The organism is Psychromonas sp. CD1 (assembly GCF_002239585.1).
GTDB lineage: Bacteria > Pseudomonadota > Gammaproteobacteria > Enterobacterales > Psychromonadaceae > Psychromonas.
Map to the genome: position 1 here is coordinate 466,313 of NZ_NDFH01000003.1, position 16,592 is coordinate 482,904.

Consider the following 16,592-nt stretch of genomic DNA (forward strand, 5'->3'; position numbering starts at 1 on the left):
AAAAAACAAAAGGGATAAATTACATATCGGTTAATATGGGCAATATTTTTGCCACTTTATCTAAGCATTCTTGATATTCATCAAGAGCTTGCGAATCGGCGACTAATCCTCCCCCCGCCCAACAATAAATAGATTTTTTATGACAAAGTAGGGTGCGGATAGCAATATTCATATCCATATCACCATTGGCATTAATGTAACCAATACTACCGCAATAAATATCACGTTGATTGGGCTCTAATTTTGCAATAATTTGCATTGCCCGAATTTTTGGGGCACCAGTAATGGAGCCACCAGGAAAACAGGAACGCAAAAGCTCTTCCGTACAATATTGTGCAGCAAGGGTTCCTTCAATCGTACTGACAAGATGATGCACCGCAGGAAAACTTTCAATATTGAATAATTTAGGTACATGAACGCTACCAGGTATTGCGACTTTACCGATGTCATTTCTCAGTAAGTCTACGATCATTAAATTTTCAGCGCGATCTTTACTGGCGTTTTGCAAAGCTTGGCGACTGGCTTTATCTTGAATCTCATCTTTAAAACGAGGACGTGTGCCTTTAATGGGTTTCGTTTGAATTTTATGATGATTTAAGCTTAAAAATCGTTCGGGTGATAGAGATAAAAGACAGTGGTTGGGGTAACGTAAGAACGCTGCAAAAGGGGGGGCATTTTGTATAAGTAGGGTCTCATAGGCTCGATACTCATCTCCAACATATATCGACTGGAAACGCTGAGCGAGGTTTACTTGATAACAGTCACCACTTAAAATATATTCGTGAATGGTATTAAATTTTTCAATATAAGATTTTTTGGTCATATTAGATGACCATTGCTTCGTTAATTTAAAGGGCTCGCTGAGTATTGCTTCTTGTGTTTTAGTGTTTAGCCACGCTTTTCGTAATTGCCACATTTCATCTAAAGGGAGATGACTAATATTATTATTAACCAGCAAAAAAATCTCGTTGGACTTTATGTTTTGTAAAAGGGCCCAATCATAAAAACCAAACTGCATGTCAGGAATATCTAATGTCTGCGCATTATCAACATCTATGCATGTTTCAATTTGATAACCTATCTCATAATTTATGACGCCTAATACTCCTCCTGAAAAAGGAATACTAGGGATCACTTCAGTATTTTTAAATAATTTTTTACGTAAGGATTTTAATAAATAAAAGGGATCTTTTTTGCTATATGTTTTCTCACCTGCTTGTACAATAGTACTTGTACCTCGCTTTGAACTGAGCGTTGCTACCGGATCTGTGCTGAAAATAGACCAATGACTATCGCAATGTTGTGTGTCCGCAGATTGCAAAAAAACAGTCCAAGGTAAGGCGCTTAAAGTCGCTTTTAAATTTTCAAACATCGCGCTGTTCGACGTAAGTGGTTTAATAAGTATATGTTGTGTCGTCTGGATCATAATATTCTGACTTTAGGCTCGCTTTTGCAATAAATGAGTGATACTTACTATTACAAGATTAACATTCTCTGTAGTAGATATCAGCTACATATGAGATTTTTTTAAATCTTAATTATGGGTGCCTGTATTAGGCGACAGAGGAGACAAATCAATATAAATTTTTATAACCATTGCAATCAGATAAAATTGCTACTTAATGATTGCATTATGTTTTTTAACCCTTATTTATATTTAACATAAAAAAACTGGAGTTTTTATGGCACTCATTAAAGAGCAAGATTTTGTAAATAGTATTGCCAACGCATTACAGTTTATTTCTTACTATCATCCCCTTGATTTTATTGATGCGATGAATAGCGCTTACATCAAAGAGAAAAATCCTGCAGCCAAAGATGCAATTGCCCAAATATTAATTAATTCACGTATGTCTGCAGAAGGAAAGCGTCCTCTTTGCCAAGACACCGGTATTGTTACTGTGTTTGTTAAAATTGGCATGCAAGCTTCTTTTGAGGGTGATTTAACGGTGCAGGAATTAGTGGATGCCGGAGTACGAAAAGCGTATTTAGATCCGAGCAACCCTCTTCGAGCCTCAATTGTTAGCGATCCTGCCGGAGCACGTATAAACACTAAAGATAATACACCTTCAGTTGTGCATATAGAAATGGTGCAGGGTGAATATGTTGAAATAATGATTGCAGCTAAAGGGGGCGGTTCAGAAAATAAAGCGAAAATGGTAATGTTAAACCCTTCTGATGATATTGCAGAGTGGGTTGAAAAAACAGTACCGAGTATGGGGGCTGGTTGGTGTCCCCCAGGCATGTTAGGTATTGGCATAGGGGGAACGGTAGAAAAAGCGGCAATTATGGCCAAAGAGTCGTTAATGGAGCCAGTAGATATTTATGCATTACAAGAAAAACAAAAACAAAAAGATGTAATATTAACAACGGATGAAAAATTACGTTTAGATATTTACTCAAGGGTGAATAATTTAGGTATTGGAGCGCAAGGATTAGGTGGGCTGACTACCGTATTAGATGTTAAAATCAAAAGTTGTCCAACACATGCTGCTTCTAAACCAGTGGTGATGATTCCAAATTGTGCGGCGACAAGGCACACTCATTTTATATTAGATGGACAAGGAGAGGCTCAATTTGATCCCCCTAAATTAAGTGATTGGCCGTCTGTAACACGGGAAGCAGGAGATAATGTTTTACGCGTTAATGTTAATAATTTACAAAAATCTGACATTGGAAAGTGGAAAAGTGGTGATACATTATTACTCTCAGGAAAAATTTTAACGGGTAGAGATGCAGCTCATAAACGTCTTCAAGAATTAATGGAGTCCGGTGAAGGTTTACCTGAAGGTGTTGATTTTAATGGTCGATTTATTTATTACGTCGGTCCTGTTGATGCCGTGGGAGATGAAGTTGTGGGACCTGCAGGCCCTACAACCGCAACGCGCATGGATAAATATACGGATTTCATGCTTGAAGAAATGGGGCTGTTAGGCATGATTGGAAAATCAGAGCGTGGTCAAAAGACGGTAGACTCGATTGAAAAAAACAAATCAGTTTATTTAATGGCTGTCGGTGGCGCTGCATTTTTAGTGGCTAAAGCTATTAAAAAAGCTCGTGTGGTCGCTTTTGCTGATTTAGGTATGGAAGCTATTTATGAATTTGAAATCGAAGATATGCCGGTTACAGTTGCGGTTGATAGCGACGGAAACAATGTGCATGCATTTGGACCGGCTATTTGGAAAGCTAAAATAGCCGAATTAAGTCAAAAAATGTCATAAAATGACATTTTTTATTACACACCTAAACGGTGATGATATAACAGATTTAAATCTTATCTGTTGCAGTGGAATAAGGAATTATTATGTTTGAGCAAGTAAGTATGGCACCTGCAGATCCTATTTTAGGTTTAACGGATGCGTTTAAAAAAGACAAACGTGCCAATAAAATTAATCTAGGCGTTGGTATCTATAAAAATGAAGAGGGTTTAACGCCTATTTTAAAAAGCGTAAAAGAAGCTGAAAAGCGTTTATTAGCCAATGAAACGACAAAAAGTTACTTAAGCATTGAAGGCCTTGCCGCTTATGGTGCTGCTGTGCAAAAATTATTATTCGGTAAAGATTCTGAAATTATCACATCAGGTCGAGCGCGTACTGCACAAGTGCCAGGTGGCACGGCAGCCCTTCGTACAGGGGCCGACTTTGCATTTAAAAAGTTAGGAATTAAACGTATTTGGGTTAGTAATCCAACATGGGCTAACCATGGTAATGTTTTTAAAACGGCTGGCTTACAAGTTATGCCATATGATTATTATAATGAAGAAAAGAAAGAGCTTAACTTTGATGGCATGATAGCATCATTACAAAAAGTGGATGCGGGTGATCTTGTTCTTTTTCATGCTTGTTGTCATAATCCTACAGGAATCGATCCGACTCTTGAGCAATGGGAAATTTTAGCGAAATTAATAGCCGATTTAGGTGCGATTCCTTTCTTTGACTTTGCATATCAAGGGTTTGCTAAAGGGATTCAGGAAGATGCACAAGGCTTGCGCATCTTTACTAAATATAATAAAGAATTATTGGTCGCGAATTCATTCTCTAAAAATTTCGGGTTATATAATGAGCGGGTTGGTGGTCTAACATTAGTTGCCGAAGATAAAACAATCGCAGATGCTTCTTTTAGTCAAATAAAAGCGGGAATTCGGTGTAATTATTCAAACCCACCTGCTCATGGCGGAGCCATTGTGACGACAGTTTTAGAAGATGAGAAACTTTATCAACAATGGGAGATGGAAGTAGCAGAAATGCGTGAGCGCATTAAAGAAATGCGCGAGTTATTTGTGATGACCTTAAAAGAAAAAGGTATTAAAAAAGATTATAGTTTTATTTCTCGTCAAAATGGAATGTTTTCTTTTTCTGGTTTATCAAAAGAACAGGTAAAACGTTTAAAGGATGAACTAGGCGTCTATATTGTTGGCTCTGGCCGGATTTCAGTTGCTGGAATGACAAAAAATAATATGCAACCTCTATGTGAGGCACTTGCTAAAGTACTGTAGAATGTAGTACAACTACAAACAAGGCGTATAGTCGCCTTGTTTTTTTTAATCAATAACATAATGAGATATATGAGTAGTCGTATTAAACAAAGTTTATCCTATTTAAACAACTTGAAAAAAATACCACTTGATGTGCAATCAGTCGAGTGCTTATTTTCTACTAAAGCATTTAAACATGAGCTATTAAATCAAATAGCAAAGGCTCAAACGCGTATCTATCTAGTGGCTTTATATCTTGAAGCCGATACAGCTGGTGCCGAAATATTATTGGCGCTCTATGACGCGAAACGGCGGATACCAACATTAGATATTGTTGTTTGTATTGATTATCATCGAGCACAACGTGGCTTGATTGGAGAAAAAAATGTCAAATCAACGAATGCATCTTGGTATCAAGAAGTAGAACGAATACATAATCTAGGTATTAAAATAGTAGGGATCCCCGTCAAGCGGAAAGAACTATTTGGTGTTCAACACTTGAAAGGGTTTATATTCGATGATTTCATCTTATATAGTGGTGCGAGTTTTAATGATATTTATCTTCATCAAAATGATCGCTATCGTTATGATCGTTATTGGCTTATCCAGAATAAGACATTATCCAATAGCATGGTTGCATTCTTACAAAAAGAAATATTGAGTAGTCCTGCGACGGCATTACTTAATGTGCCTCATATAAAACCCTTTTCAGAACTTAAAAAATCGCATAAGAAACTCGTACGTGATTTGCGGCGGAGTTATTTTCATTACCAAGGCGAATTACTCACACAAACGTTATCTATTGTGCCGTTATGTGGTCTCGGTGTGCGCCATAATAGTTTAAATCAAAGTATTCGAAAGCTATTACAAAGTACAGAACAAGAGTTGATTTTATTTACCCCTTATTTTAATTTCCCAGGAGCTATTTCGCGGGATATAGCGGCCCTATTAGGGCGGGGCGTTAAATTAACCATCGTAGTCGGTGATAAAAAGGCCAATGATTTTTATATTCCTGAAGATAAACCTTTCTCTACGATAGGTGGCTTACCTTATCTTTATGAGTGTAATTTAAAACGTTTTGCAAAGCGCCATCAAGCGCGTTTAAAAACACAGCAATTATCGATTAATTTATGGCGTCATGACAATAATAGTTTCCATTTGAAAGGATTATATTGTGATCAGCGTTTTATTCTGCTTACAGGACATAATTTAAACCCAAGAGCGTGGCGTCTTGACGTTGAAAATGGCTTGCTTATTGATGATCCAAAACAACAGTTAAAAAAACTAATGGATCAAGAGTTAGCACAAATAATGGCCCATACTCGACGTATTGAAGATGTTGAGGATATTGAGGGTCTGCAAGACTACCCTGAACATGTACGTAAGCTATTAGTACGTATGCGCCGTGTAAAAGCTGATAAATTGGTACAAGGTATCATCTAGTGTTGCTTTTGATAGGTTATATGTTGTTAGGCTCAGTTGCTGGTTTGATTGCAGGAATATTTGGTCTGGGCGGGGGGGTTATTATTGTACCTGCTTTGATAATGACCTTTAGTTACCTGCATTTCCCCGTTCAGGTATTAACCCATTTAGCTGTCGGCACCTCACTTGCCAGCATCGTATTTACATCGTTAAGTGCCATTTATGTACATCATAAAAAACAAGCAATAAATTGGCATCTCGCTTTAAAGTTAAGTTGTGGGATGTTTATCGGTGGTTTACTCGGTGCTTATTTTGCAGATTTCATGTCGGGGGAGTTATTACAGCGTATTTTTTCCTTATATGCACTTTGTGTGGCGCTACAAATGTGGTTTTCATGGAGACCTAAAGCGCAACTGCACTTACCTAAAGCATCTGGTTGTACTATTCTTGGCCTTGGTATCGGTTGTGTTTCCGGTTTGTTTGGCATTGCAGGGGGGTCGTTAGTCGTGCCTATTCTTGCCCTTTATGAAGTGCCTATCAAAAATGCGATTGCTACTTCAGCTGCTACCGGTTTTCCTATTGCTTTGGCGGGTGCATTAGGGTATTGCATTATGGGGATGAATAATAGTTTATTACCAGAATATAGTTTCGGTTATATTTATTGGCCTGCTGGTTTAGGTATTATATTAACCAGTACTTTTTTCGCAAAAGTAGGGGCGCGTCTTGCACATCAACTTGCACCTCAAAAAGTGCAAAAACTCTTTGCACTGGTACTCGTTCTTATTGCCTTTCTGCTGTTTTTTTGAAGTTTTGCTGTTTAATTAAGCACTTGCGAAGAAAATGTAAAATAGAAGTTGTATTCTGTATATTGATAAGTATACTGCATCACATCAAGTCGCTAACGCGAATTGATGCAGAAACAATGGTAGGCTTCTTGGTGCCTCGCATTGATAACTTATTCACCAGGTCAGGGCCGGAAGGCAGCAGCCAGAGTAAGTAAATCAAGTGCCGAGGGTTCGCTGGGGAGCCTGCCACCCAAACTACTCTTTCATTAACCTTCATTCTTAGCATTTTCAAAAGGCCTAATAATGACGACGTCTAAATCTAGTTTTGATGCCTCTTTAAAAGCAAAACATTTATTGCCTAAATATTGGGGCTCTTGGTCTTTATTGTTTTTACTCTTTATTTTTAGCTATTGGCCTGTGCGTTTGCGAGATCGTTTTGCTGGATTTATTGCCTCAAAAATTTATTCAAAAAAATTTTTAAATAAACGTAAGAAAATAGCTTTCATTAATATTGGCCTTTGTTTTCCGGATTATACGGAGCAACAAAAGGATGCATTAATGCAAAAAAATATCCGCGCATTATCTCAGATAACATTGTCCTTAGGTGAGCTTGCTTTTCGATCTCGTCAGCATATTTTAAGTCGTGTAAATATTCTGGGTGAACAACATATTAAAGATGCAGAAAAAGCGGGGAAATCGATTATTTTTTTAGGCCCTCATTGCTATGGCCTTGATTTCTCGGGTGTTGGCGCCATCAATGCGAATGGTTATTCCTTATCAAGCATGTTTAAAGATTATAACAATCCAATTTTTGATTGGTTTGTTACCGGCTATCGTACGCGTTTTATATCGATAACCGGGCAGGGTAGTTTATACCATCGCAGTGAAGGTTTTAAACAAGTCATCAAAGACCTACGTAATAAAACGCATTTTTATTACTTACCCGATGAAGATCATGGCCGAGAAAAAAGTCTTTTTGTGCCATTTTATGCCACAAAAAAAGCAACATTACCAGTATTGGGCCGGTTAACTAAATTAGGGAAAGCTGTCGTTATCCCCTTTTATACGTCATATAATGAGAAAAGCGCTAAATATGATGTTTTCTTTCATGCGCCTTTAGAGGGGCTTGCATCGGGAGATGAATTAAAAGATACGTTAATCATGAGCAAAGCAATTGAACGATTAATTGATGAAGATAGAAGCCAATATATGTGGTCTCTTAAATTATTCAAAACACGTCCAGAACACGATATAGATATTTATAACTAATTGTTTATTTGTGAGAATTAAAAGGCTTTTGGGTTAACCAAGGCCTTTAAATTCATCCGTGCTCTTATGAAAGCGTAGTTTTTGTCATGATAGTCGTTATTATTTTTAATATTTAGGTGATATTGTGGAATTTCTTTTGGATTTTGGTCTTTTTTTAGCAAAAGCGGTGACAATTGTCGTAGCTATTTTGACACTTGTGGGTATGTTGTTTGCATTAAGTAGTAAGCAAAAAAGTAAAAAAGGAGATCTAGAGATTATAGATCTCTCGGAGCAACTTGAAGACACTAAAAAATGTCTTGAGGAACAGTTATTATCGGATGCAGAGTTAAAATCTCGTCATAAAACGCAAAAAAAAGCAGCCAAATGTAAAAAGTCTGCAATGAAAAAAATGGCGAAAAATGGCGACTTTAAAGCTCCCGTTGCACAACTCTACGTGATCGATTTTAAAGGCAGTATTGATGCGAAAGAGGTTGTGTCTTTACGTGAAGAAATTAGTGCCATCTTAAGCGTTGCGACAGCGCAAGATGAAGTTTTTATGCGCCTTGAAAGTGGAGGCGGTATGGTGCATGGTTATGGACTTGCAGCTTCACAGTTACAACGTTTAAAAGATAATCAGATACCTTTAACGATTGCTGTTGATAAAGTGGCTGCGAGTGGCGGTTATATGATGGCATGTATTGCAGATAAAATAATAGCAGCCCCTTTTGCGATTCTGGGATCGATTGGTGTGATTGCACAAATACCCAATTTCAATAAATTATTAAAAAAACATGATATTGAATTTGAACAATTGACGGCGGGCCAATATAAACGCACATTAACGATGTTTGGTGAGAATGATGATTTAGGTAGAGAAAAATTTAAGCAAGAGTTACAAGAAACACATGAGCTATTTAAACAATTTGTGAGTCAACATCGTCCTAGTTTAGATATTGAAAAAATAGCAACGGGCGAACATTGGTATGGATTACAAGCAATAGAGCGCAACTTAATTGATAAGATTCAAGTCAGTGATGATTATCTTATCAGCCAACTAGGTAAACGTCATATTGTACAAATAAAGTACAGCAAGCATAAAAAGTTAACGGAACGATTGGGCCATGCCGCGAGTTTAGCGGTCGAAAATAGTTTGCTAAAATTAATGCAATTCAATATAAAAAATCTTATTAAGTAATTGATTGTTTTTTAGACGGAAGAGGAGCTAAGTAGTCTTTACTTAGCTTTTTTTATAAAAAAAAGCCTTTATCGTAAATAAAAGTTGCTATTTTAGGGTGATTTGGATTATAAAAAAGAATTGAAGTTTATATTCACGGAAGAATAAAAAATTATATGCCCTTTGTGGTATAACCCCTCCCATTATGAACATTAGGGTTACAAGAATTATGAGTAAATTTCTTGTTATTGTAGAATCACCTGCAAAAGCAAAAACCATCAATAAATATCTTGGTAATGGTTTTATTGTAAAATCAAGTGTTGGACATATTCGAGATCTGCCAACGAGTGGTAGTGCATCGAAGAAACTTGAAGCTAAGAAAAAGAAATCTTTGGCGGGAATGACACCAGCAAAGAAAGAAAAAGAAAAAGTGAAGCGGGCGCAAGAAGCGTTGGTTACGCGTATGGGTATCGATCCTAACAACAATTGGAAAGCTCATTATGAGATTTTACCCGGCAAAGAAAAAGTAGTTAGTGAATTACAAAAACTTGCTAAAGATGCTCCCGTTATCTATCTCGCAACCGATTTGGATAGAGAAGGAGAAGCGATTGCTTGGCATTTACGTGAGATTTTAGGTGGCGATCCTAGCAAATATCAGCGTGTCGTTTTTAATGAAATCACAGAAAGTGCAATTCAAGAAGCATTTAAACATCCGACTGAATTAAATATAAATGGGGTTAATGCACAACAAACCCGTCGATTTTTAGATAGACTTGTTGGTTTTATGGTGTCGCCATTACTGTGGAAAAAAGTCGCGCGAGGTCTATCTGCTGGACGTGTGCAGTCTGTTGCAGTACGTTTATTGGTTGAACGTGAACGCTTAATCAAAGCATTTGAACCCGAGGAATATTGGGATCTTCACGCACAAACTCAAACTGCAGATAAAACCGAGTTACGCTTAGAAGTTTTTAAAGAAGATGGGAAAACCTTTAAACCGACAACTCACATACAAACGATGCAAGCTTATGATGTATTAAAAGATGCACAATACAGGTTGTTATCACGTGAAGATAAACCGACTAAAAGTAAAGCCAGCGCTCCTTTTATTACTTCTACACTCCAACAAGCTGCCAGTACACGGTTAAGTTTTGGTGTTAAGAAAACAATGATGCTAGCCCAGCGTTTGTATGAAGGTGGGTATATTACCTATATGCGTACGGATTCTACAAATCTTAGCAAAGAAGCGGTTATCTCTGCCCGTGAATACATAGCAACTGAATTTGGTGAAGAGTATTTGCCTGAGAAGGCAGTCGTATTTGCTAGTAAATCTGGCGCTCAAGAGGCGCATGAAGCGATTAGGCCTTCAGATGTAATGCAACTCGCAGCATTATTAAATGGTGTTGATCGTGATGCCATGCGTTTATATGAGCTTATTTGGCGTCAGTTTCTCGCCTGTCAAATGCTTCCCGCGTTATATGATGCCTCGACATTAGTGGTTGAAGCGGGTAATTATCAGCTACGCGCTAAAGGTCGTACTTTACGCTTTGCAGGCTGGACAAAAGCGCAACCTGTTGCAAAAAGTAAAGTGGATGATGTGCATTTGCCAGATATACAATTAGGCGCTATTTTAAATCTAATTGAACTTGATCCTAAACAACATTTTACTAAGCCTGCAGCGCGCTTTACGGAAGCTGCATTAGTGAAAGAATTAGAGAAAAAAGGCATTGGACGTCCATCTACGTATGCAAGTATCATTTCTACCATACAAGACAGAGGCTATGTAAAAGTCGATAAACGTCGTTTTTATGCCGTGAAAATGGGCGAAATTGTCAGTGACCGATTAAGTGAAAATTTTGTTGAGTTAATGAGTTATGATTTTACTGCGCAAATGGAAGCGAATTTAGATGCCATTGCGGAAGGTAAAATGAACTGGAAAAAAGAGTTAGATCGTTTTTACAAAGATTTAACCTCTTTACTTGATAAGGCAACTCTACCTGAAGAAGAAGGTGGGATGCGTCTTAATGAGCCCGTTGAGATACCGGAAGTACATTGCCCTACCTGCGATCGTCCTATGGGTATTCGCACCGCTTCAACGGGTGTTTTCTTAGGGTGTTCGGGTTATACATTACCTCCTAAAGAACGTTGTAAGACAACCATTAATTTAGTTGATGGTGACGATGTCGAAGATCTAATACTCTCTGAAGATGCGGAAACGGTTGCATTAATGGCCAAAAAACGCTGTCCTAAATGTAATATGGCAATGGATAGTTACCTTATTGATGAACAACGCAAATTACATGTTTGCGGTAATAATCCCTTATGTGACGGCCATGAAGTCGAAATGGGAGAGTTTAAAATTAAAGGTTATGATGGACCTTTAGTTGAATGTGATAAGTGTGGCCATGATATGCAGCTTAAAGATGGTCGTTTTGGCAAGTACATGGGATGTACTAACGAAGAGTGTAAAAATACGCGTAAAATTTTACGTAGTGGCGAAGTCGCACCCCCGAAAGAAGATCCTGTGCACTTAAAAGAGTTAGGTTGTGAACAAAGCGATGCTTACTTTATTTTACGCGATGGTGCGTCGGGAATTTTCTTGGCTGCAAATACATTCCCTCGCTCTCGTGAAACACGCGCACCTAAAGTCGTTGAACTGGCGCGCTTTAGAGAGCGGATTTCCCCTAAGTTTTATTATTTGGCGGATGCGCCACAAAAGGATCCTGAGGGTAACCTTGCTGTTATTCGTTACAGTCGCAAAAATAAAGAGCAATATGTGATGACTGAAATTGATAAAAAAGCAACGGGCTGGACCGCTAAATATATAAAAGACCAGTGGATTGAAGAACAAACGAAAAAACGCACGTTAAAGAAAAAAAAATAAGTCTAAAAAAACAAAAAGTATAAAGGGTAATAAACAATGACTCTTTATACTTTTACTCCTCTATATTCAATCTACCATCCTACTTTTGGCACAAACTTGACGAACAAATGAAATTGTTAATGATTTCTCGAAGCATCAATAACATAAGCATCCATTTTTCAGCGCATCATTAAGCCTCAGATAGATGATAAGTTCCCATTTAATAAGCACCTGATTTTTTTATAATTAACAGGTATAAAAATGACACTAGAAGCTATATAAATGTCACCTTTAAATGATAATGTTGAATTTAACACAACAAAAAGTCATTATTATGTTAAAACTATTTTATAGGTCACATTTATCGAACTCTCAGATCGTTATAATTTATCCAATTAATAGAAATAAAATTTACTCTGCTTATAAAAACATATAGTGCGTCTATGGCTCTCATTGTGGGATCGTAGTACATGATTGAGTGATCTATCAAAGTCAATAGTTACAATTACGCACCAGTAAGATAGATAGGTTCATCTGCGAAAAATTACGTTCATCAACTTTAAATGTCTAAAAAATAAATCTGAATACATGCTCGCTTAAATATTGATGACTGTACGTTAAATATGTTATTGAGATATTTAACGCTAGCATTCTTAATTATAAAATAAAAAGATCAGTCATCGCTTTATAGAGTGGGCTAGAAACACGTTAAATCTAATCGTGTTATCACGATTAAGCTCCTTTGGTTTTTTTGTTAAAACATTTGGTACGCCAGAACTGTTTATCTTAAAAGAAAATTTTTTGAAGGGAACCCCAATTTCAGAACAGAATCGATATCGCTATTTAAAGTAATGAAATAAGCAATTGAACATTAGTTATTACACTTTGTTTAACGGCTCCGTTATCATCAAACCAATTGGAGTATTGAAATGTGGAAGAAGTTAGAACCTTATAAATCATCAATAATATTGTTATCCGCTTTGGTTATAGGAGGGGTGATAGGGATTAATTTTCCTGATTTAGCCCTTAAATTAAAACCGATAGGGAAGATATTTTTAAATCTTCTCTTCATGATCATTGTACCGTTAGTAAGTGTGAGTGTTATGTCCTCGATAGCCAGTATGACGGACCTAAATAAATTAGGAAAAATATTAGGCATAATCATGACTGTTTCAATTATTATGGCAATAATTCCTGCAGTTGGCATCATAGGTTTAGCATCAATCTTTGATCCTGCACAAGGCGTGACATTAGCATTAGCCCAAGACTTTACAACCGAAGCGGGGACCATGGATTTTGCCAACATGCTAACAACCAATGATTTTGTTGGTTTGTTATCTAAATCTAATATTTTAGCTCTTATTGTTATGTCCATTATTACTGGAATTGCGATTGGTCAGTCAGGTGAAAGTGGTAAAAAAATCACCGAACTTCTTAGCAACCTAAACGAAGTTATCATGAAAGTTGTTTCTATTATCATGATAGCTGCCCCTATTGGCCTAGGCTCATATTTCGCATCAACAATGGCAAGTCAAGATCCTGAATTGTTAGTAACTTTTGCTAGAGGGATATGAGTCCTTAGTTCTGGCAAACCAACCTGAAGAAATTGATGCAATTCGCCCAGCTGGCGGTATAGATTTTTCTGGTACGTTAATACGTTTACACATTGGCTTAGAAGATGCTGATGATTTAATTGACGACCTTATTGCTGGTTTTGAGCGTATTGCGCTTTAATATTCAGTTCTCATCTAGAGTTTTTATGATTGACTGAACGTTTTTGAAAAATCCTCAGTGAGGAAGCTCTAAATATGCTTTTTACAATGTTTGCCTAAATGAAATTGCGATTATTTAGGCTCATTTTCGTATGGACCGTGGCGGTGCCGTAGTTAAAGTTTACCGTGATACAACGTCAAGCATATCAAGTAACAATAAAGTGTAAACACAAAGGTCACGTCGCTGATAATGTAATATTTTGATATTTGCAAAGGACGGATCGGTTGCTCTATCTCGAAACGTATAAAACAACGGCTTTCATGAGTCATCTCTGTGCGGGTTTAGATAATGCGGAGGAAGAATCATTTTTAGTGGCTTAGCATGTATTTCAACCTTTATCTATGATGGGCGATTTAATGCAACTAGTTGATTGATAAATAAAGTAAAGGTTTGATTATTTTACATAGGTATAAAGCTGTTTTTAATTTATTGTTCTCTAAAAATATTTCATTGCTCTCTTTTTATCTGATATTATCCTCGGTATAATTGAGAATTTTAGGATTGTAGTAATGCGTATAGCACTTGGTATTGAATATGATGGGACTGCATATTATGGTTGGCAGCGCCAAAAAGATGTTATTTCAGTACAAGAAGAGCTTGAAAAAGCACTTTCTCTTGTGGCAAATCATCCTGTAAAATTGCATTGTGCAGGTCGCACTGATGCGGGTGTACATGGCACGGGACAAGTAATACATTTTGATACGCATGCTATTCGCCAAAATGTGGCGTGGACATTGGGCGTGAATGCCAACTTGCCAAAAGATATTAGCGTGCGTTGGTGTAAATTAGTGGATGAAAACTTTCATGCGCGTTTTAGTGCGACAGCGCGTCGCTATCGCTATATTATTTACAATAATGCATTCCGCCCGGGTATACTCAATACTGGATTGAGCCATTATCATTATGCGCTGGACGCAGATAGAATGCATCAAGCAGGGCAATTTCTTGTAGGTAAACATGATTTCACATCATTTAGAGCCTTACATTGCCAAGCAAATAATCCAATTAGAACGATTCAATATTTAAAAGTAACACGACGTGATGATTTTATTATTATTGATATTAAAGCAAATGCTTTTTTACATCATATGGTGCGCAACATTGCGGGTAGTTTAATTGAAATAGGTCGTGGCAATCAAAATATTGAGTGGCTAATGACGTTATTAGAGTATAAAAATCGTGCTCGCGCAGCCGCTACGGCAAAACCTGGAGGTTTATATTTTGTTGAAGTGGAATATCCCGCTCAATATGAATTGCCTCGTCCTGCATTAGGCCCTTTATTTTTAGAGATGTAAGTATGCAAAAAAACTTAACGCAGTGGCTTAAATATATTACGGAATTACATCCTTGTGAAATAGAATTAGGCCTTGATCGTATTACACAAGTGGGCAAACGCCTCGGCGTGATAAACTTTGATGCGCAAATCATTACCGTTGCGGGAACGAATGGTAAAGGCACTACCTGCGCTTTTTTAGAAGAGATATTAATCCAAGCGGGTTACAAGGTTGGCGTTTATAGTTCGCCACATATTTTATCTTATACGGAGCGTTTACGTATTACACAGAACGAGTTAAGTGCACAAGCGCATTGTCTTGCTTTTGAGCAGGTTGAGGCGTATCGAGGTTTAATTTCATTAAGTTATTTTGAATACATTACATTAGCGTGTTTGATTTTACTTAAAAATGCGCACTGTGATTTTATTCTTCTTGAAGTTGGTCTAGGTGGCCGTTTAGATGCGACTAATATGGTGCAATCCGATATTAGCGTTATCACTACCATTGCGCTTGATCATATCGATTTACTTGGAGATAGTCGTGAAAAGATAGGTTTTGAAAAAGCCGGTGTTTTCAGAGCGAATAAGATAGCGATTTGTGGAGAGTTAGAGCCTCCACAATCTTTACGTGCGCATGCAAAAAAAACAGGTACAAAAATTCGCTATGCAGGTAAGGACTTCTCGTACTTAGAAACACAAAATAGTTGGCAGTGGTCAGGTAAGTCAACACTGATAGATTTAGAGAAAACATTAATGCCTATACAAAATGCAAGTACGGCATTGGCCGTAATAGAAGCATTAGATATTAATATTAATGAAAATGTTTTACGTAAAGCGATAGCAAAAGCACATCTTGCGGGCCGATTACAACGCGTAGCGCGGGACTCAAAGATAGAAACGTATTTAGATGTTGCGCATAATCCTCAATCCTCTTTGTATTTAAGTACACAATTACAACGCATCGCTAATAATAAATCAACGGAATGTCGTATTTTTGCTATCATTGGTATGCTTGAAGATAAAGATATTATTGGGACCTTTGATGCACTTAATGTGCAACTCTATGAACTGAACTTAATATCATTATCTTGCCCTCGAGGTGCATCAGCGAAGACCTTATTAAATAAGTGTAAACAAAGCCAACGACAATATGCGAATGTAAATTGTTATGAAAATATTGAACTGGCCTATCAAAGCGTGTTAAAAAGAGCACGTAATACTGATATTATTATTATTTTCGGATCTTTTTATACTGTTTCCGATTTTTTAACTTATATGCAAGGATAATTTGTGGCATCTCAGTTTAAAAACAGACTCGTTGGGGTCACGATTTTGGTTGCTTTGGTTGTTATATTTTTACCTTCGATTATAGATGGTGAAAAAATAACCTATGAGGATGAATTTGTATCAACTCCAATTAAACCTCAACTTAAAATGCATCGCCAAGAGCAAACTACGTTAAATACAAATAGGCCAGAAGAGACGGCTGCGCAGAATAATAATGGTCAATGGAAAATAGAACAAATAGCGCAACCTTAGACTTTATATTAATTCCAGAGTGATGATAATTGAATTTTTCAAGG

11 protein-coding genes, 1 other RNA gene and 2 pseudogenes are annotated in these 16,592 nt (G+C 37.1%); 13 read left to right on the plus strand and 1 reads right to left on the minus strand.

The genetic code is table 11. From position 1 onward, the window contains the following. Positions 1–19 precede the first annotated feature (19 nt). Positions 20–1,426, minus strand: coding sequence for an aminodeoxychorismate synthase component I (gene pabB / locus B8W84_RS03580; RefSeq protein WP_094751947.1), 1,407 nt, complete (start codon positions 1,424–1,426; stop codon positions 20–22). 256 nt (positions 1,427–1,682) lie between these two features. Here pabB and B8W84_RS03585 point away from each other — a divergent pair, with 256 nt between their 5' ends. The 13 genes and pseudogenes from B8W84_RS03585 (at position 1,683) to B8W84_RS03645 (ending at position 16,548) form a co-directional block, all read left to right on the plus strand. Further along, positions 1,683–3,221 carry a fumarate hydratase gene (locus B8W84_RS03585; RefSeq protein ID WP_094751948.1) on the plus strand — a complete coding sequence of 513 codons (1,539 nt, stop codon included), beginning with the start codon at positions 1,683–1,685 and terminating at the stop codon, positions 3,219–3,221. A gap of 83 nt (positions 3,222–3,304) precedes the next feature. Next, positions 3,305–4,495 carry an amino acid aminotransferase gene (locus B8W84_RS03590; RefSeq protein ID WP_094751949.1) on the plus strand — a complete coding sequence of 397 codons (1,191 nt, stop codon included), beginning with the start codon at positions 3,305–3,307 and terminating at the stop codon, positions 4,493–4,495. 69 nt (positions 4,496–4,564) lie between these two features. Then, positions 4,565–5,917 carry a CDP-diacylglycerol--serine O-phosphatidyltransferase gene (gene pssA / locus B8W84_RS03595; protein WP_094751950.1) on the plus strand — a complete coding sequence of 451 codons (1,353 nt, stop codon included), beginning with the start codon at positions 4,565–4,567 and terminating at the stop codon, positions 5,915–5,917. Next, positions 5,917–6,702: a sulfite exporter TauE/SafE family protein gene (locus tag B8W84_RS03600; RefSeq protein WP_219349761.1), complete on the plus strand. Its 786-nt coding sequence runs from the start codon at positions 5,917–5,919 to the stop codon at positions 6,700–6,702. Before pssA ends, B8W84_RS03600 begins: the two co-directional genes overlap by 1 nt. A 126-nt stretch (positions 6,703–6,828) precedes the next feature. Beyond that, positions 6,829–6,924, plus strand: an RNA gene (gene ffs / locus B8W84_RS03605) — signal recognition particle sRNA small type. A 60-nt stretch (positions 6,925–6,984) separates the two neighbouring features. Continuing rightward, positions 6,985–7,950, plus strand: a complete 966-nt coding sequence (locus B8W84_RS03610) for an LpxL/LpxP family acyltransferase (RefSeq protein ID WP_094751951.1) — start codon at positions 6,985–6,987, stop codon at positions 7,948–7,950. A 124-nt stretch (positions 7,951–8,074) separates the two neighbouring features. Further along, positions 8,075–9,124, plus strand: coding sequence for a protease SohB (gene sohB, locus B8W84_RS03615; RefSeq protein WP_094751952.1), 1,050 nt, complete (start codon positions 8,075–8,077; stop codon positions 9,122–9,124). Positions 9,125–9,332: 208 nt separating this feature from the next. Then, the gene (gene topA / locus B8W84_RS03620) at positions 9,333–11,984 is read left to right on the plus strand and encodes a type I DNA topoisomerase (RefSeq protein WP_094751953.1); all 2,652 of its coding nucleotides are present in this window, start codon (positions 9,333–9,335) and stop codon (positions 11,982–11,984) included. 908 nt (positions 11,985–12,892) lie between these two features. Beyond that, positions 12,893–13,534 (plus strand): annotated as a pseudogene (locus tag B8W84_RS03625) (dicarboxylate/amino acid:cation symporter); the annotation flags it as partial. After that, positions 13,530–13,697, plus strand: a pseudogene (locus B8W84_RS03630) (PLP-dependent transferase); the annotation flags it as partial. The pseudogenes B8W84_RS03625 and B8W84_RS03630, both read left to right, overlap by 5 nt. A 548-nt stretch (positions 13,698–14,245) precedes the next feature. Then, a complete protein-coding gene (truA, locus tag B8W84_RS03635; RefSeq protein ID WP_094751954.1) occupies positions 14,246–15,031 on the plus strand; it encodes a tRNA pseudouridine(38-40) synthase TruA in 786 nt (261 codons plus the stop codon). Between the two features lie 2 nt (positions 15,032–15,033). Beyond that, the gene (gene folC, locus B8W84_RS03640) at positions 15,034–16,296 is read left to right on the plus strand and encodes a bifunctional tetrahydrofolate synthase/dihydrofolate synthase (RefSeq protein ID WP_094751955.1); all 1,263 of its coding nucleotides are present in this window, start codon (positions 15,034–15,036) and stop codon (positions 16,294–16,296) included. A gap of 3 nt (positions 16,297–16,299) precedes the next feature. Further along, a complete protein-coding gene (locus tag B8W84_RS03645; protein WP_094751956.1) occupies positions 16,300–16,548 on the plus strand; it encodes a hypothetical protein in 249 nt (82 codons plus the stop codon). The last annotated feature ends 44 nt before the right edge of the window (positions 16,549–16,592 follow it).